This is a genomic window from Kitasatospora sp. NPDC004240, from assembly GCF_053603215.1.
Genome location: NZ_JBSGFD010000161.1, coordinates 1 through 19,785, shown reverse-complemented (window position 1 = coordinate 19,785; position 19,785 = coordinate 1). Strand labels below are relative to the sequence as shown.

The following is a 19,785-nucleotide window of genomic DNA, read 5'->3' as shown; positions in this document are numbered from 1 at the left end:
TCGGTGAGCGCGTCGGCGGCGCCGTCCGGCCCGAGCACTCCCAGATGGGTGACCGCCCCCAGGAACCGGGAGAACTCCCGCGCCGGGTCGCGGATAGCGCCGCGGCGGCGTCCTGCGCGGGCAGGTCGGCGGCGAGGTCGGCGTGGCAGACGGCGCCCTCGGCGCCGAAGTCGGTGGCGGGCCGGCCGGTGCCACCGACGGCGACGTTGGCGAGCCCCTGGCGGTCGAGGGCGGCGACCAGGGCCCGACGTACCTCCGGGTCGGCCAGGGGCCGGCCGGATCGTTGGTTGAAGAAGGTCAGCCCGACGACGGTCGGCACGTCGGTGGCGGCCAGGCCGTGGCCGGTGAGCCGGGCGCGGTCCGGCCCGTTCACGTTCGCGATCTCGACGCCGCCGGTGAGCAGCAGGTTCGCCGCGGTGGAGGCCTGGGGCACCACCGATACGACGATGCGGCCCGGCAGGCCGGGCGCCGCGGTGGTCGTACCGTCCGGGCCCCACGCGTACCCGTCGCGGACGGTGAACTCGTACGGTCCGCCGGGGGTGTAGCGGGTCAGTACGTAGGGGCCGGTGCCCTGGGACGACCGGTCCAGCGACCGGGGCCGGTCGAGTCCGGCGGGGCAGACGACGGGCAGCAGGCCGAGGGTGCGGATGAGGAAGGGGAAGGGGGTGGCGGCGGTCGCCGACACCGTGCCGGCCGCGTCGTCGGCGCTCGCGGTGAACGGGACGTTCGGAAGGACGGTCTGGGCGCCGGCGAGCTGGTTGGCCGGGTCGCCCGCGTAGGTGAGCGCCCTGGCCACCGCCGAGGCGGTGAGGGGGGTGCCGTCGGAGCAGGTGACGCCCGGGCGGAGGGTGAAGGCGGCCGTGGTGGTCGTGGCCTGCCATGACGAGGCCAGGCCGGTGACCACGGTGCCGTCGGGGGCGAGGTTGACCAACGAGTCGTAGGCGTAGCGGGCCTGGGCGGCGCCGAAGGCGGTGTACGGGTTGAAGCTCGGGATCTCACCGGCCACCGCGATCCGGACGGTCCCGCGGTCCACGAAGGGCGTGGTCGTCGAGGACCGGGCGGCGCCGTCGCAGGCGCTCAGTGCGAGAGCGGCAGCGGTCATGACGGCCGTCGAGGTGGCCGGTAGGGGGCGACGGAGCATGGCGCCATGGTGCCACCGGGGATGGGCATCGGTGAGCCAACTCACCGCCGGAGAAACGGTGTTCGAACGTGCGGAGTGGCCCTGTGCCGCGCCGTCGGCGGTGGCCGTCGGCGCGGGGCGGGGATCCGGATTCACTCTTTCGAGGGGTATCGCGTCTTGTCCGCCGCCGGCCGGGCGCCCTGGCGGTCCGCCCTGGACAGGATGTCGGCATGAGGACGAACGAACCGGGTCGCGAGGTCGGTCACCTGGCGGACCGCTACTGGGAGTTCCTGCTGGAGCGGGATCCGATGCTGAGAGTCCGCCAGGGGCTCCCGGTCGAGACGCTGCCGGGGGCGTCGCCCGCCGAGGCCGAGGAGCGGGCCCGGTTCGCGGCGGGCGTGCTGGACCGAGTGCGGCTGCTCGACCGTGCGGAGCTGTCCGGTGCCGACGCCGACACGGCGGCCGTCCTCGTGGCGCTGGCCGAGCAGGAGCTGCGGGCCCGCCGGTGGTACTGGCTGACGCCAGTCGTCACGCCGTACCGGCTGTTCCCGCTGTCGCTGTACGTCGACGCGGTCCTGTGCTCCTTCGTCCTCGCCGGGCGGGCGGACACCGAGCGGTACCTGACACTGGTGCACGAACTGGCGCGGGTGGTCGGCTCGATCGGCGACAAGGTGGCCGGGCAGGCCGCGCGCGGCTTCCGGGTGCCGGCCCCGGCCCTGGCCGGGGTGCGGGCCACCGTCGAGGGTCTGCGGTCCTCCGCGGCGCGCCGGGTGGCGGTGGCGGACGACCGGCTCGGTGGGCTGGGGCCGGCCGAGCGCGGGCTCCTTCGGGACGGGGTACGGCGGCTGGTGGAGGCCGAGCTGACGCCGGCCTTCGACCGGCTGCTCGCCCTCGTCGACGACCCGGGCCGTCCGGAGGAGGCGCCGACGGAGGTCGGCTGGGCGCGCTACGAGGGCGGCGAGGAGGCGTACCGCGACTTCGTCCGGACCGCCACCGGGGACGACGCCGCGCCCGAGCGGTTGCACGAGCTGGGCCGCGAGCAGTGCCGCGAACTGGCCGGGCGGATGCGGGAGGTGCGCGCGACCCTGGGTTTCCGGGGCCCCGAGGGAGAGTTCCACGATCGGCTCAGGACCGAGCCCCGGCTGTACGCCCGGACGCCCGAGGAGGTCGAGGCCCGGTTCCGCGGCCACCTCGACCGGCTGGCCCCGCTGCTGCCGCGGTGGTTCGCCATCCTGCCGACCGCGCCGTACGGGCTGGCCCGGCTGGATCCGGCGCTGGAGTCGGGGATGACCTTCGGGTACTACGAGCTGCCGACCGCCGCGAGTCCGGTCGGACGCTACCGCTACAACGGCTCGGGCCTGGACGGGAGGTCGCTGATCGGCTCGGCCTCCCTGATCTATCACGAGCTGGCGCCGGGGCACCACTTCCACCTCGCCCGCCAGGCGGAGGATCGCTCACTTCCGCAACTACGGCGTGAGGCGGCCGAGTTCGGCGCTTTCAGTGAGGGTTGGGCCGAGTACGCGGCGGGGCTCGGCTGGGAGATGGGCCTCTATGACGACCCGTGGGACGCGTACGGGCGTCTCGCGCAGGAGCGGTTCACCGCACAGCGGCTCGTCGTCGACACCGGGCTCAACCTCGGGACGATGAGCCTCGCGCAGGCCCGGGACTTCATGCGGGCCAACTCCACCGAGGCGGACGGCCAGATCGCCTCCGACCTGCTGCGGTACTCGACGGACCTGCCGGGGCAGGCCCTCTCCTACCGCGCGGGCTACCTGGAGTTCGCGGGGCTGCGAGCGCGGGCCGAGACGGAGCTGGGCGCGGGGTTCGACGTACGGGCCTTCCACGAGGCGGTGCTGGGAGGCGGTGCGCTGCCGTTCCCCGCCCTGCGCGGAAGGGTGGCGCGTGAGCTCGGCAGTCATCGGGAAAGCGGCCGCGGGTAATAGGAAAGTAGGACAAGCAATTGTCCTGGTGGGTGTGCGTACCACAATCCGTGGCGGTCGGCGATGTGGATAGCACTCGCATGAGTGAAACCCGCCGGGACGGTTTGGCTTCGACCGGCATGACTGGACTACGGTGATCGAGGAGCAGGCGGCGTGCCCATCGACGGGGAATTCGACCCGGCAGGGAATCCGGTACGGGAATCACGAAATCCGGAAAGGGTACTTCCGTCCGCCCCGCTGTGCGTGCTCCGGAGTTCGCAGTGCCCGGGGCCCCTGTCATCCGTCTGCGTAGAGAGGTTGAGCATCATGCCGCCCGTAGTCCCGCCGTTCCTGGTCGGTCTCATCGTCGCGCCACTGGCCAAGCGTCTCCTCAAGCCGTTGGTGCGCGGCGTCGTCAAGACGTCCGTCGGTGTCGTCATGGAGGTGAAGAAGGCGGCCCATGAGGCCGGGGAGAACATCCACGACCTCGCAGCCGAGGTGGCCGCCGACATGGTGGCGGCGCAGATCGCCTCCGGTGACGGCCACCGGCCCGCCGAGGAGCCGGCCTCGAACGGTGAGAAGGGCGCGACCTCGAACGGCGAGAAGGGCGAGGCCGCCGACCGGACCGAGGGCGAGGCGAGGGCTCCGAGGATCCGCGCGACCGCCGGTGCCGGTGTCGGCAAGGCGTAGTGACCCCCTGATTCGCGGCCCGGTCCGCCGCCTGGGCGCGTTTTCCGGCCGACCCCGGAGGACAAGCCCACGCGGCGGTCGGCCGTGGGGCCTTTCGGCCGCACCCCCACCCCCATTCGTACTTTCCACTCCGTCGCAGCAGTCCGCCGTGCGCAGAATTCCGCCGCGCCCGTCGACGGACCGCCGGTGACCTCCACAAACAGGTGATCGTACACATGCCATCTCTGCTGGGTGCCGCAGCAGGATTCCGTTCCGTGGATCTGGACGCGAGCCCGCGCTCGGTCATTCCGGGCCGCCAGCGCTGGGACGTCAAGCTGGTCCTCGGACGGCCCCGGACGGCCGAAGTCCTCGCCGCGGCCCTGCGCCGCGTGCCCGGGATCACCGCGGCCCAGGCCAACCCGGTCACCGGTGGGGTCCTCGTCCGGCACGACCCGCGGGTGGCCGCGTCGGATGTCGGCCGGATCATCCGCAGGGCGGTCGCCCTGGTGGCGGAGGGACCGGCCAGGACGCGACGTGCGGCGCCGGCCCGAGCGGCCGCCGAACCCGCTCCGCGTCCGGACCGCGGCCTCGTCGTGCGCCCCGTCCTCGCGGTGGGCGGCGGGGTGGCGGCAGGCATCGCACTGATCCGCGGGTCGGCGCTGAGCCGGCAGCTGGTGGCACTCGGCGGGATCGCGGTCGCGACCGCGGCCGTCGTCCGGAAGGCCTGGCACAGGACGGTCGACGGCGCGAGGGAGCTGTCGGGGGCCGAGGCCGAACGGCACCCCCTGCTGGAGATCGTCGGGCCGCACCGTCGACGCCTCTACCGCGCCTGCGCGCTCTCGGTCGCCTGTCAGGTCGCGGAGATGGCGCTCGCCACCTTCCTCGGCTGGACCGCGCTGGTCCTCATCAAGGGCGAGGCCGCGCCCCTGGTCCGCTTCGGGCTGACCACGGCATCCGCCCAACTCTGGGGCCTGGCAGGCCTGGTGACGGTCGCCTGCGCCGCCGTGGCGGGCCTCTCGTACTCCTCGAACCTCCAGTGGCGGGGGCTCGGCCAGGACATCGAACACGACTGGCGGGGCCGTACGTACACCCACGTGCAGCACCTCGAACTGCGCCACCTGGAGGGCGAGCGGACCACCCGCGTCGCCGGCGCGCTCACCGACGACGTCCGCCAGCTGGGCGTCTTCTTCGCCACCTCCGCCAACGACCTGCTGCAACTGGGGACCAGCCTGGCCCTCATGGTGCCGCTGTTCCTGCTGCTCGCGCCGCAGATCGCCTGGATCGCGTTCCTGCCCATCCCGGTCATCGCCTGGCTCTCCTTCCACTACCAGGACAAGGTCGCGGCCGACTACGCCGTCTCCGGCGAGGACCGGGCCAGGCTGCACAGCCAACTGGTCAACACCCTGGAGGCCGGCGCCACCGTCAAGAGCTTCTGCACCGAGGACTACGAGGCCGAGCGCATCGACCGGCTGAGCGCGGACGCCCAGGAGAGCAACCGGCAGACCGACCGGAGCACCATCCGCCACGCCGAGATCGTCCGGGTCTGCACGACCAGCTCGATGGCCGGCACCCTGCTGATCGGCGGCCGCTCCGTGCTCAACGGCAGCCTGCCGTTCGAGGTGTTCAGCCCGCTGATCGGCCTGCCGCAGATGGTGATGCTGCGGATGAACCGGCTCGGCGGCATCGTCGACCAGTACCAGCGCACCCTCGCCGCCTACGACCGGGTCCAGCGGCTGCGGGCCCTGCCCGCCGAGACCGAGGGCGCCGGCGGATCGCTCGACGTCGCCGAGGTGCACGGGGAGATCGTCCTCGACGACGTGACCTTCGCCTACCCCGGCCGGCCCCCGGCGCTGGAGAAGCTGTCGCTGACCATCCCCGCCGGGCAGGTCACCGCCCTGGTCGGCGCCACCGGCTCCGGCAAGACGACGGTCGCCAAGCTGCTGATGCGCTTCCAGGACGCGGAGTCCGGCAGCGTGCTGCTCGACGGCCGGGACGTGCGCGACCTGCCCCGGCACGACCTGCGCCACGCGATCGGCTTCGTCGCCCAGGACCCGTTCCTCTTCGACGGCAGCATCGCCGACAACATCCGCTACGGCAGCCTCGGCGCCCCGGACGAGGCCGTGGTCGAGGCGGCCACGATGGCCGAGGCGCACACCTTCATCTCGACGCTGCCGGACGGCTACGACACGCTGATCGGCGAACGCGGCGCCGCGCTCTCGGGCGGCCAGCGCCAGCGGATCGCCCTGGCACGGGCGATCCTCAAGGACGCGCCGGTCGTGATCCTGGACGAGGCCACCTCCGCCGTGGACAACGAGACCGAGGCCGCCATCCAACGCACGCTCCGCGGGTTCGCGGCCGACCGGACGATGGTCATCATCGCCCACCGGCTCTCCACCGTCCGCCACGCCGACCGGATCTACGTCATGGACAAGGGCGGTGTCGTGGCCGAACAGGGCACCCACGACGAACTCGTCGCCCGGCACGGACTCTACGCATCCCTCTGGCGGCTCCAGGCCGGCGAACTCGCCGCCTGACCGCAGCAGCACCCGCGCCCACCCGCCGACCGCGTGACCCCACCGCGGTCGGCGCGGTCCGGCACGCCCAGCGACCACGCCTGCCCACATTTCTGGAGGTACCCCCCATGTCCCGTCGCGACGGCGACGCCCTTTCCCTGACGGCGGCACAGCGCGAGATCTGGCTCGCCGAGCAGCGCTCCCGCACGGCGATCCCGGGCTATCGCGTCGGCGAGTGCCTGGAGATCCACGGGCCGGTGGACCCGGAGCTGTTCGAGACCGCGCTGCGCCGTGTCGTCGACGAGGTCGACGCCCTGCACGTGACCTTCGTCGACGACGGTGAGGGACCGCGGCAGATCCTCCGCGAGACCTGGGACTGGGCACCGGCGCACCTGGACATGAGTGGGGAGCCCGCACCGCGTGCGGCGGCGACGGAGTGGATGGAGCGGGACCTGATGCGCCCGCTGGACCTCGGGCGCGATCCGCTGTTCGGTCACGCGCTGATCCGGCTGTCGTCGACCGAGTTCCTCTGGTACCTGAACTACCACCACGTGGTGCTGGACGCGCTCAGCAGCGCCCTGGTCAGGCAGCGGGTCGCCGACGTGTACTCGGCACTGGCCGAGGGCGGGCCGGTGGAGCCGTCCCCGTTCGGTTCGCTGAAGGACCTGGTCGACAGCGACGCCGCCTACCGCGCCTCGACGGACTTCACCGCCGACCGCGCCCACTGGACGGAGCGTTTCGCGGACCGGCCGGCGCCGACGAGGCTCAGCGACAGCGCCGCGACCGACCCGCACCGCGCGCTGCGCCTGGCCGAGGAGCGGGAACTGCGGCGCCCCGACGCGCTGCGGGCGGCGGCGGGGCGGACCGGGGTCCGGTGGTCCCGCCTGGTGATCGCGGCGGCGGCGCTCTACGCGCACCGGCTGACCGGCTCGCAGGACGTGGTGCTCGCCCTGCCCGTCACCGCCCGCCGCGGCTCCGGCCGTGACCTGATGTCGGTGCCGGGCACGATGTCCAACGTGGTGCCCCTGCGGCTGACCGTACGGCCGGACATGCGGTGGCGCGAACTCGTCGGCCAGGTGGCACGGGAGGTCGAGTCGGCCGTCGCACACGAGCGCTACCGGAGCGAGGACCTGCTGCGGGACCTCGGCGCTCCGGGCGGCATCGGGACGGCGTTCCCGCTGATCGTCAACATCATGGCCTTCAACTCCCGGCCGAGCTTCGCCGGGCACCCCGCCTCCGTGCACCACTTCGTGTCGGGGTCGACCACCGACCTCGCCGTCTGGGTCTTCGACTACCGTGACGGCAACCCCCCGCTCCTCAGGCTGCACGGCGCGCCGGAGGCGTACGGCGACGACGACCTCGCCGCGCACCGGCAGCGGCTGCTCGCCCTGCTCGACGCCGTCGCGGACTGCGACCCCGACGAGGCGGTGGGCCGGATCGACCTGCTCACGGCCGAGGAGCACCGCGAGGTGGCGGCCCTCGGCACCGGCCCGGTGACGGCGGCCCCGGCCGCGAGCCTGCCGGAGCTGTTCCGGGAGCAGGTACGGGCGGCTCCGGACCTCGTCGCGCTGGTGTGCGGGGGCGTCTCGCTGACGTACGCGGAGCTGGACGCGCGGGCGAACCGGCTGGCGCACGCGCTGATCGCCCGGGGTGCGGGGCCGGAGCGGCTGGTGGCGGTGGCCCTGCCGCGCTCGGCCGAGCTGGTGGTGGCGATCCTCGCGGTGCTGAAGAGCGGCGCCGCGTACGTCCCGGTCGACCCCGAGTACCCGGCCGCCCGGATCACGTACCTGCTCGACGACGCCCGGCCGGCCCTGCTGGTGACCGACTCCGGCAGCGGGGAGCGGCTGCCCCGGACCGGACCGTTCGACCGGGTGGTGCTCGACGCCCCGGAGACCGTTGCCGAGCTGGCCGGCTGCCCGGACACCGACCCACGGGCGGCCGTCGATCCCGACCACCCGGCCTACGTCATCTACACCTCCGGTTCCACCGGTCGGCCCAAGGGTGTGCTGCCGACCTACGGCGGGCTGCTCAACCTGCTGACCGACCACCGGCAGGTGCACCTCCCGCCGCTGCTGGAGGACCGGCCGCGGCTGCGGGTCGCCCTGACCACGTCGGTGTCGTTCGACGCCTCCTGGAACCAGCTGCTCGCGCTGTTCGCGGGGCACGAGCTGCACGTCCTCGACCACGCGACGTGGACCGACCCGGAGGCCTTCGTCCGCTACGCCGCGCACCGCGGGCTGGACTTCATCGAGGCCACCCCGTCCTACCTCCACGTCCTGGTCGCCCACGGACTGTTGAGCGATCCCCGGTGGCGCCCGGCGCTGGTCGCGGCGGGCGGCGAGGCCGTCCCGGAGCAGCTGTGGGAACGGCTGCGGGCCGCCGACGGGGTCTCCTGCCTCAACTTCTACGGACCGTCCGAGTGCACCGTCAACTCGGTGACGGCACCCGTGGGGCCGAACCCGCGCCCGGTGATCGGCCGGCCCGTCACCAACGCCCGGATGTACGTGCTCGACGGTGCCCTGCGCAAGCTCCCGGCCGGAGTTCCGGGTGAGCTGTACATCGCCGGTGCGGGGCTGGCGCGCGGGTACCTCGACCGGCCGGGCCTGACCGCCGGCCGGTTCGTGGCGGACCCGTCCGGCCCGGGCGGGTCGCGCATGTACCGCACCGGCGACCGGGTGCGGTGGAACGCGGAGGGGAACCTGGAGTTCCTCGGGCGCACGGACGACCAGGTCAAGATCCGCGGCTTCCGGGTCGAGCTCGGCGAGATCGAGGCCGTCCTCGCCGAACAGCCGGAGGTCGCGCGGGCCGCCGTCACCGTGCGCACCGACGAGGAGCCCCGACTGGTCGCCTACACCGTGCCCGTGGCAGGGCGGGTCGTCCCGCCGGACGCGCTGCGCGCCCGGCTGCGCGAGCGGCTGCCGGAGTACATGGTGCCGTCGGCGTTCGTGGTGCTGGACGCCATGCCGCTGACCCCGAACGGGAAGCTCGACCGGCGCGCCCTGCCGGCCCCCGAACGACAGTCCGCCGCACCGGGCCGCGCCCCCCGCACCGCCACCGAGCAGCTGCTCGCCGGCCTGTACGCCGAGGTGCTCGGCGTGCCCGAGGTCGGCGCGGACGACGACTTCTTCGACCTGGGCGGGCACTCCCTGCTGGCCACCAGGCTGGTCGCCCGGGCCCGGTCGGTGCTGGGCGTGGAGCTGAGGCTGCGCGACCTGTTCGACGCGCCGACGGTGGCGGAACTGGCGGCGGCGGTGGACCTCGCGGGCCGGGCGCGGCCGGCGTTGGCGCTGCGCGAGCGGCCGGAGACCGTCCCGCTGTCCTTCGCGCAGCGCCGGCTGTGGTTCCTGCACCGGATGGAGGGCCCGAGCGCCACGTACAACATCCCGCTGACCCTGAGGCTGTCCGGGAGCCTGGACCAGCGGGCCCTCGACGCCGCCCTGGCGGACGTGGTCGAGCGGCACGAGAGCCTGCGCACCGTCTTCCCCGCGGTCGAGGGTGTGCCCCACCAGCGAGTGCTCGACCCCGACGCGGCACGGCCGCGCCTGCGGGTCACCGAGGTCCGCGAGCGCGACCTGCCGGACCGGCTGGCGGACGCGGCGCGGTACGGCTTCGAGCTCTCCGAGGAGCCGCCGCTGCGCGCCGAACTGTTCCGGCTCGGCACCGAGGAGCACGTGCTGCTGCTGGTGGTGCACCACATCGCCGGTGACGGCTGGTCGGCGGGGCCGCTCCTGCGGGATCTGACGACCGCCTACGCGGCGCGAGCCGAGGGGGCGAAGCCGGAATGGCCGCCGCTGCCGGTCCAGTACGCCGACCACGCCCTCTGGCAGCAGGAGCTGCTGGGCGACGCCGCGGACCCGGACAGCCTGCTGAACGGCCAACTCGCCTACTGGCGGGAGCAGCTGGCGGACCTGCCCGAGCAGGTCGAGCTGCCGTTCGACCGGCCCCGGCCCGCGGTGATGTCCTACCGGGGCGCCCACCTGCCGGTGCGGATCGACGCCGAGCTGCACCGCGGCCTGCGCGCACTCGCCCGGGACGGCGGCGCCAGCCTCTTCATGGTGCTCCAGGCCGGACTGGCCGCGCTGCTGGGCAAGCTCGGCGCGGGCACCGACGTCCCGATCGGTACCCCGATCGCCGGCCGTACCGACGAGGCCCTGGACGACCTGGTCGGCTTCTTCGTCAACACCCTGGTGCTGCGCACCGACCTGTCCGGCGACCCGTCGTTCACCGAACTGCTGGGCCGGGTGCGCGGCGAAGCGCTGTCCGCGTACGCACACCAGGACGTGCCGTTCGAGCAGCTGGTGGAGGCACTGAACCCGGCCCGCACGCTGGCGCACCACCCGCTGTTCCAGACCATGCTCGCCCTGCAGAACGCGCCGCTCGGCACCTTCGACCTGCCGGGGCTGCGGGCGGCGACCGACCTGGTCCACACCGGGACGGCCAAGTGCGACCTGACCTTCATCCTGGCCGAACAGCCGGGTTCGGAGGGGCTGTCGGGCGTGGTCGAGTACAGCACCGACCTGTTCGACGGGGCCACCGTGGCGGGGATCGTCGACCGGTGGCTGCGCCTGCTGCGGGCCGTCGTCGCCGACCCCGGCCGGCGGATCGGCCGGGTGGACGTGCTGTCCGCCGACGAGCTCCGCGCGTTGCTCCCGGCGGACGCCGACCGGAGCGGGGAACGGCCGGAGAGCAGCCTGACCGCGCTGTTCGAGCGGCAGGTGCGGGCGACCCCGGCCGCGGTCGCGCTCACGGACGGCGGAGTCGACCTGACCTACGGCGAGTTGAACGCCCGCGCCAACCGGCTCGCGCACGCGCTGATCGCCCGGGGCGTCGGCCCGGAGCGGCTGGTCGCGCTGGCGCTGCCGCGCTCGGCGGAGCTGGTCGTGGCGGTGCTCGCGGTGCTCAAGGCGGGCGGCGCGTACCTCCCGGTGGACCCGCGGTATCCGGCGGCCCGCATCGCCTACCTGCTCCAGGACGGCCGTCCGGCACTGCTGGTGACGACCGGGGAGGCCGGCGAGCTGCCGGGAGCGGGCGGGGTGGAGCGGCTGCTGCTGGACGCCGCCGACCTGGACGGACAGCCGGACACCGACCCGGAGGTCGTGGTCCACCCCGGTCATGCCGCCTACGTCATCCACACCTCCGGTTCGACCGGCGACCCCAAGGGCGTGGTGGTCCCGCACCGGAACGTGGTGCGGCTGTTCGACACCACCGAGGAGCTGTTCGGCTTCACCGCCGACGACGTGTGGACGCTGTTCCACTCCTACGCCTTCGACTTCTCGGTGTGGGAGCTGTGGGGCCCGCTGCTGCACGGCGGCCGGCTGGTGGTCGTGGACCACGGGACCAGCCGCTCGCCCGGCCGGTTCCTGGAACTCCTCGCCCGCGAGCGGGTGACGGTGCTCAACCAGACGCCGTCCGCGTTCTACCAGCTGATGCAGGCGGACGCCGAGCAGCCGCGCGAACTCGCCCTGCGCACGGTGGTGTTCGGCGGCGAGGCGCTGGAGCACGCCCGGCTGGCGAGCTGGTACGAGCGGCACGCGCAGGACGCGCCGCGGCTGGTCAACATGTACGGCATCACCGAGACCACGGTGCACGTCACGTACGCGGCGCTCGGCCGCTCCGCCGCCGTCGCCGGCGAGGTCGGCGCGGCCCTCCCGGACCTGCGGACGTACGTGCTCGACGGCGGCCTGCGTCCGGTGCCCCCGGGCGTGCCCGGCGAGCTGTACGTCGCGGGCCCCGGACTGGCCCGCGGCTACCTGAACCGGCCCGGCCTGACCGCCGGGCGGTTCGTCGCGGACCCGTTCGGACCGGCCGGCTCCCGGATGTACCGCAGCGGTGACGTGGTGCGCCGCGCCTCCGGGGGAGGCGGCCTGCGCTACGTCGGCCGGGCCGACCAGCAGGTGAAGGTGCGCGGTTTCCGGATCGAGCTCGGGGAGATCGAGGCGGCGCTGGCCGGGCACCCGGCCGTCGGCCAGGTCGCCGTGCTGGCCCGGCAGGACCGTGCCGACGACACCCGGCTGGTCGCCTACCTGGCACCGGCCGCGGGCGTCACGCCACGCCCGGCCGACCTGCGCGAGCACCTGGCCGGGCGACTGCCGGAGTACATGGTGCCGTCGGCGTTCGTCGTGCTGGACACGCTGCCGCTGACCGCCAACGGCAAGCTGGACCACCGGGCCCTGCCCGCTCCCGACCTCGCCCCGACGGCCACTGCCCGCGCGCCGCGCACCCCGCAGGAGCAGATCCTCTGCGAGCTGTTCGCCGAGGTCCTGGGCGTGGCGTCGGCCGGTGTCGAGGACGGCTTCTTCGACCTGGGCGGCCATTCGCTGCTGGCCACCCGCCTGGCCGCCCGGGTCCGCGCGACCCTCGGCGTCGAGATGGAGCTGCGCACCCTGTTCGAGGCGCCGACCCCGGCCGGCCTGGCCGCCGCGCTCGTGGCGGCCGGACCGGCCCAGGCCGCGCTGACCCCGCAGCGGCGGCCGGCGGGGACGTCGTCCGGAGGTCAGGACCGGGAGCGGGTCCCGCTGTCGTTCGCGCAGCGGCGGCTCTGGTTCCTGCACCAGCTGGAGGGCGGCAGCGCGAACTACAACATCCCGCTGGCGTGGCGGCTGTCCGGCCCGCTCGACCGTCAGGCGCTGCACGCCGCCCTGACGGACGTGGTGGCCCGGCACGAGGCGCTGCGGACGGTCTTCCCGGTGCTGGACGGCGTGCCGTACCAGCAGGTGCTGGGCGTCGTCGCGGCCCGTCCCGGTCTCGCCGTGCGCCGGACCACGGAGGCCGAGCTGCCCGCCGCGCTGGCGGCGGCGCAGGCCCACCGGTTCGACCTGGAGACCGAACTGCCGCTGCACGCGGAGCTGTTCGAGGTGGCGCCGGACGAGCACGTGCTGCTGCTGGTGCTCCACCACATCGCGGGCGACGGATGGTCGCTCGGCCCGCTGGCCGCCGACCTCACCGAGGCCTACGCGGCCCGGTGCCGGGGTGAGGAGCCGGGCCGGGAGCCGCTGGCCGTCCAGTACGCCGACTACAGCCTGTGGCAGCACGAGCGGCTCGGCGCGCCGACCGACGGCGACAGCGCTCTCGCCCGTCAGACGGCCTACTGGACCCGGCAGCTGGCCGGTCTGCCGGAGCAGATCCAGCTGCCCACCGACCGGCCCCGCCCGGCGGTCGCCTCGCACCGGGGCGGCTTCGTACGGGCCGGGCTCGACGCGGAGCTGCACCGCGGACTGCGCGAGCTCGGCCGTGCCAACGGCACGAGTCTGTTCATGGTGCTCCAGGCCGGGCTCGCGGCGCTGCTGAGCAGGCTCGGCGCGGGCGACGACATCCCGGTCGGCACTCTCACCGCCGGCCGTGGCGACCAGGCGCTGGACGACCTGGTCGGGTTCTTCGTCAACACCCTCGTGCTCCGCACGGACACCTCCGGAGACCCGACCTTCGCCGAGCTGCTCGCCCGCGTCCGGGACACCGCGCTGGCCGGGTACGCCAACCAGGACCTCCCGTTCGAGCACCTGGTCGAGGCCCTCAACCCGGCGCGGTCGCTCTCCCACCACCCGCTGTTCCAGGTCATGCTGGTGCTGCAGAACAACGCCCGGGCCGAGTTCGCCCCGTCGGGCCTGCGGGTCGCCGAGCTGGAGCTCACCACCACCACGTCCAAGTTCGACCTGGTCCTCTCGCTGGCCGAGCGGCACGGCGAGGATGGTTCCCCGGCCGGGATCGACGTGTTCGTCCAGTTCGCGAGCGACCTGTACGACCCGGTCACCGTCGAGACGATGGTCGCGCGCCTGGTCCGGCTGCTGACCGCGGCCGTGGCCGACCCGCGGTGCCGGCTCGGCGGCATCGACCTGCTGTCCGCCGACGAGCGGCGTGAGCTGCTGCCCGCCGTCGAGGGCCGCGGGGCGACCGGCAGCCTGCTGGAGACCTTCGCGGCGCAGGTGGAGGCCACTCCGGACGCCGTCGCCCTGGCCTCCGGCACCGTTCGGCTGACCTACCGGGCGCTGAACGCCTGGGCCAACCGGTTCGCGCACTCGCTGATCGCCAGGGGCGTGGCCGCGGAGCAGCTCGTGGCGCTCTCACTGCCACGGTCGGTGGAGTTCGTGGTGGCGCTCCTGGGCGTCCTGAAGACGGGCGCCGCGTACCTGCCGGTCGACCCGGTCTATCCGCGGTCGCGGATCGCCTTCATGCTGGAGGACGCCGGGCCGAGCGTGGTGGTCGACGACCCCGCGACGGTGGCCGAGGTGTCGCAGTGGCCGGAGACCGACCCCGCCGTCGTGGTGGACACCCGGAACGCGGCGTACGTGATCTACACCTCCGGCTCGACCGGGCGGCCCAAGGGCGTGGTGGTGACCCACGCGGGCGTGCCTCTCATGGTGGCCGCCCAGGTGGAGCGGCTCGGCATCGACGCCGGCAGCCGGGTGCTCCAGTTCTCCTCGCCCAGCTTCGACGTCTCGCTGTGGGACGTCCTCGGCGCCCTGTCCACCGGCGCCACCCTCGTGCCGGCGCCCGCGACCGAGCCGGTCGCCGCACTGACCGACCCGGGCCTCGCGCTCACCCACGCGACGGTGCCGCCGTCGGTACTGGCCGCGCTGTCGCCGGAGTCGGTGGACGTGCCGACGCTGACGGTGGCGGGCGAGGCCTGCCCGCCCGAGCTGGTGACGCGCTGGGCGCCCGGGCGCCGGATGATCAACGCGTACGGCCCGACCGAGGCCACGGTCGTCGCGACGATCAGCGAGCAGCTGACGCCCGGCTCCGGCGTACCGCCGATCGGCCATGTCGTCGCCGGACTCCGCGGGTACGTGCTGGACCGACGCCTGGGCCTGGTGCCGCCGGGCGTGACCGGGGAGCTGTACCTCGCCGGTCCGGGCCTGGCCCGCGGCTATCTCAACCGGCCCGGGCTCAGTGCCGGGCGCTTCGTCGCCGACCCGTACGGGCCGGCGGGCGGCAGGATGTACCGCACCGGGGACCTGGTGCGCCGACGCCCCCGCGGGTCCACCGGGCCGGCGGGGGCAGCAGCCGGCGGCCAGGCGGGCGGAGGCCAGCTGGAGTACGTCGGCCGCGCCGACGACCAGGTCAAGGTGCGCGGCTTCCGGATCGAACTCGGCGAGATCGAGACCGCGCTCGCCGAACACCCGCAGGTCGGCCAGGTCGCGGTGACCGCCCGCAACGACCGGGCGGAGGACACCCGGCTGGTCGCCTACCTGGTGCCCGCCGCGGGCACGGAGCCCCGGCCGGAGGATCTGCGCTCCCACCTGCGCGAGCGGCTGCCGGACTACATGCTGCCCGCCGCGTTCGTCACCCTCGACGCCCTGCCGCTGAACGCCAACGGCAAGCTCGACCGGCGCGCACTCCCCGAGCCCGAGTTCACCGCGTCGCGGACCGGCCGGGCACCGCACACCCCCCGGGAGCAGGTGCTCGCCGGGCTCTTCGCCGAGGTGCTGGGCCTGCCGCGGGTCGGCGTCGACGACGACTTCTTCGATCTGGGCGGGCACTCCCTGCTGGCCACCCGCCTGGTGGCCCGGGTCCGCACGACCCTGGGCGTGGAGCTGGCGCTGCACGCCCTGTTCCGCACCCCGACCGTGGCCGGGCTGGCCGCCGGGCTGGGCGGCGCGGAGCGGGCCCGACTCCCCCTGGGACGGGCGGAGCGGCCCGCGCTGGTGCCGCTGTCGTCCGCCCAGCGACGGCTGTGGTTCCTGCACCAGCTGGAGGGCACCGGCCCGGTCTACGGCATGCCGCTGGCGTGGCGGCTCACGGGGCCGCTGGACCGGGTGGCCCTGGCGCGGGCCCTGGGCGACGTCGTCGACCGGCACGAGACCCTGCGCACCGTCTTCCGGACGGTGGACGGTGTGCCGTACCAGCACGTGCTGCCCGTCGGGGAGGTGCGGCCGGACCTGCCGGCCACCCCGGCGAGCGAGGCGGACCTGACCGGCCTGCTGACCGGGGCCGCGGCGCGCGGATTCGACCTGGAGGCCGAACCGCCGCTGCGTGCCGAGCTGTTCGAACTCTCGGCCGAGGAGCACGTGTTGCTCCTGGTGGTGCACCACATCGCCGGTGACGGATGGTCGCTGGGCCCGCTGGCCGCCGACCTGGCCACCGCGTACGCGGCGCGCCGCCGGGGCGAGGCGCCGCAGTGGGCGCCGTTGCCGGTCCAGTACGCGGACTACACCCTCTGGCACGACCGGCTGCTCGGCGACCGCGACGACCCCGACAGCCTGCTCGTCCGGCAGACGGCCTACTGGACGGACCGGCTGGCCGGTCTGCCCGAGCAGATCCGGCTGCCCGCCGACCGGCCCCGTCCGGCGACCACCTCGTACCGGGGCGGGCACCTGGCGATCGACCTGGACGCGGAGCTGCACGGTGCGCTGGTACGCCTGGGCAGGGAGCACGGGGCCAGTGTCCACATGGTGCTGCAGGCCGCGCTGGCGGCGGTCCTGGACAAGCTCGGCGCGGGTACGGACATTCCGGTCGGCAGCCTGATCGCCGGCCGGACCGACGAGGCGCTGGACGACCTCGTCGGGTTCTTCGTCAACACCCTGGTGCTGCGCACCGACACCTCGGGCGATCCGACCTTCGGCGAGCTGCTGGGCCGGGTCCGTGAGGGTGCGCTGGCCGCGTACGCGCACCAGGACCTGCCGTTCGAGCACGTCGTCGAGGCCCTCAACCCCTCCCGGTCGCTCGCCCGTCAGCCGCTGTTCCAGGTGCTGCTCGCGCTGCAGAACGTGCCGCGCACCGAGTTCGCGCTGAGCGGCCTGGCCGCCGAGATCGTCCTGGTGCGGACCCCGACGGCGATGTTCGACCTGGGCTTCCACCTGCTGGAGCGCGCCGGGACGGGCGGTTCGGCCGAGGGCATCGTCGGGCGGGTCGAGTACAGCACCGACCTGTTCGAGCACGCCACGGTGGAGGCGCTGGTCGCCCGGTGGCTGCGGGTGCTGGCGGCGGTGGCCGCCGAGCCGGACCGGTCGCTGAGCCGGATCGACGTCCTCACCGCCGAGGAGCGGCACGAGCTGCTGGTCGCCCGCAACGACACCGCCCGCCCGGTGCCCTCCGCCACCCTGCCCGCGCTGTTCGAGGCACGGGTCCGGGCGACCCCGGATGCGCCGGCGGTGGTCCTTGACGACACCGTGCTGTCCTACCGGGAGCTGAACCGCCGGGCCAACCGCCTGGCCCACGCGCTGATCGCGCGCGGTGTGGGCCCGGAGCAGGTCGTCGCCCTGCGGCTGCCGCGCTCCGCCGAGCTGGTGGTCGCCGTCCTCGCGGTGCTCAAGACGGGCGCGGCGTACCTGCCGGTCGACCCGGACTACCCGGCGGCCCGCATCGCCTACATGCTGGAGGACGCGCGGCCGGCCGCGGTGCTCGACGACCTCGCCGCCGTCACACCGGACGGGGACCTGCCGGAGCACGATCCGGCCCTCGCCGTGGACGGACGCCACCCGGCCTACGTCATCTACACCTCCGGCTCCACCGGCCGGCCCAAGGCCGTCGTGATGCCCGCCGCCGGACTGCTGAACCTGCTGGAGTGGCACCACGGGGCCGTCGGCGGCGAACCGGGCACGCGGGTCGCTCAGTTCACCGCGATCAGCTTCGACGTCTCGGTGCAGGAGGTGCTCTCCGCGCTGCTGTACGGCAAGACCCTGGTGGTGCCGACCGAGGAGCAGCGCCGCAGCGCCGAACTGTTCGCGCACTGGCTGGACCGGCACCGGGTCGCCGAGCTGTTCGCCCCCAACCTGGTGGTCGAGGCGCTGGCCGAGGCCGCCGAGGAGGCGGGGCTGGACCTGCCGCACCTGCGACTGGTCGCCCAGGCCGGCGAGGCGATGCGCCTCGGCGGTGCGGTACGCCGCTTCCAGGCCCGCCGGCCGGGCCGGGTGCTGCACAACCACTACGGCCCCGCCGAGACCCACGTCATCACCGCCTACCCGCTGCCACCGGACCCGGCCGACTGCCCGCTGCCGGTGCCGATCGGCCGTCCGATCGCCAACTGCCGGGCCTACGTCCTGGATTCGTCCCTGCGTCCGGTCGCCCCCGGCGTGCTGGGCGAGCTGTACCTGGCCGGGACGGGGCTCGCCCGCGGCTACCTCAACCGGCCGGGGCTCACCGCCGGACGCTTCGTCGCCGACCCGTACGGGCCGGCCGGCGCGCTGATGTACCGCACCGGCGACCTGGTCCGCTGGCGTGCCGACCGGGAGCTGGAGTTCGCCGGCCGGGTCGACCACCAGGTCAAGGTGCGCGGCTTCCGGATCGAGCCGGGCGAGATCGAGGCCGAGCTGACCGCGCACCCCGGCGTCGCGCAGGTCGCGGTGCTCGCCCGCGAGGACCGGCCGGGCGAGACCCGGATCGTCGCCTACGTCGTGCCCTCGGCCGGGACCGGGGCGACGGCGGCGACACTGACGGCGTACCTGACCGCGCGGCTGCCGGACTACCTGGTGCCGTCCGCGTTCGTGCTGCTGGACGCGCTGCCGCTGACGCCGAACGGGAAGCTGGACCGGGCGGCGCTGCCGGCACCCGGGACGGCGACCAGGGCGACGGGCCGCGGGCCGCGCACGCCGCAGGAACAGATCCTGTGCGAGCTGTTCGCCGAGGTGCTGGGTCTGCCGGCGGCCGGCGTCGACGACGACTTCTTCGACCTGGGCGGGCACTCCCTGCTCGCCACCCGGCTGGTGTCGCGGGTCCGGGCGACCCTGGGGGTCGAGCTGGAACTGCGCGCCCTGTTCCGGACACCGACGCCCGCCGGGCTGGCCACCGGGCTGCAGGACGCGGCCGCCGCACGACAGGCCCTGGTGGCGCGGCCCCGCCGCGAGCCGATGCCGCTGTCCTTCGCCCAGCGCCGGCTCTGGTTCCTCCAGCAGTTCGGGGCGCCCAGCGCCACCTACCACATGCCGCTGGCGCTGCGCCTGTCCGGGGACCTCGACCGGGGCGCCCTGAGTGCCGCGCTCGCGGACGTGGTGGCGCGGCACGAGACCCTGCGCACGGTCTTCCCGCACACCGCCGGAGTCCCGTACCAGCGGGTGCTGGACACCGCCGAGGCCGTCGTCCCGCTGGCCGTGCGCGCGGTCGGTGAGGCGCAGGTGCCCGCCCTGCTGCGCGAGGCGGCGGTGCGCGGCTTCGACCTGACCTCGGAGGTACCGCTGCGGGCGGAGCTGTTCGCGCTGGCGCCGGACGAGCACGTGCTGCTGCTGGTGGTGCACCACATCGCGGGCGACGGCTGGTCCCTGGGTCCGCTGGCGCGCGACCTCGCCGCCGCCTACACCGGCCGGCGGAGCGGTGCCGCGCCCGACTGGTCGTCGCTGCCGGTGAGTTACGCCGACTACACGCTGTGGCAGCACGAGATCCTCGGTGAGGAGTCGGACGCGGACAGCGCCTTCTCCCGCCAGGTCGGCTACTGGACCGAGGCACTGGCCGGACTGCCCGAGCAGCTCCCGCTGCCGGTGGACCGGCCACGTCCGGCGGTGACGTCCTACGCCGGAGAGTGGCTCGACGTCCGCATCGACGCCGAACTGCACGCTGCTCTGGTGGAGTTGGCGCGGAGGTCGGGTGCGAGCCTGTTCATGGTGCTGCAGGCGGGTCTGGCGGCGTTGTACTCGCGGTT

5 protein-coding genes are annotated in these 19,785 nt (G+C 74.5%); 4 read left to right on the top strand and 1 reads right to left on the bottom strand.

Translation table 11 applies throughout. The annotated features are described in order from the left end of the window. Window positions 1-1,141: ABC transporter substrate-binding protein (locus ACWEQL_RS31995; RefSeq protein ID WP_452153858.1), on the bottom strand; the 1,141-nt coding region annotated here is incomplete at its 3' end. A 209-nt stretch (window positions 1,142-1,350) separates the two neighbouring features. Here ACWEQL_RS31995 and ACWEQL_RS31990 point away from each other — a divergent pair. The 4 genes from ACWEQL_RS31990 to ACWEQL_RS31975 form a co-directional block, all read left to right on the top strand. Continuing rightward, the gene (locus tag ACWEQL_RS31990) at window positions 1,351-3,060 is read left to right on the top strand and encodes a DUF885 domain-containing protein (RefSeq protein WP_452153857.1); all 1,710 of its coding nucleotides are present in this window, start codon (window positions 1,351-1,353) and stop codon (window positions 3,058-3,060) included. A 306-nt stretch (window positions 3,061-3,366) separates the two neighbouring features. Next, window positions 3,367-3,729 carry a DUF5132 domain-containing protein gene (locus tag ACWEQL_RS31985; protein ID WP_452153856.1) on the top strand — a complete coding sequence of 121 codons (363 nt, stop codon included), beginning with the start codon at window positions 3,367-3,369 and terminating at the stop codon, window positions 3,727-3,729. A gap of 254 nt (window positions 3,730-3,983) precedes the next feature. Continuing rightward, window positions 3,984-6,242 (top strand): ATP-binding cassette domain-containing protein, encoded by a 2,259-nt coding sequence (locus tag ACWEQL_RS31980; RefSeq protein WP_452153855.1) that lies wholly within the window; start codon window positions 3,984-3,986, stop codon window positions 6,240-6,242. A 107-nt stretch (window positions 6,243-6,349) separates the two neighbouring features. Continuing rightward, on the top strand, window positions 6,350-19,785 hold a 13,436-nt coding region (locus tag ACWEQL_RS31975; RefSeq protein WP_452153854.1), incomplete at its 3' end, for an amino acid adenylation domain-containing protein.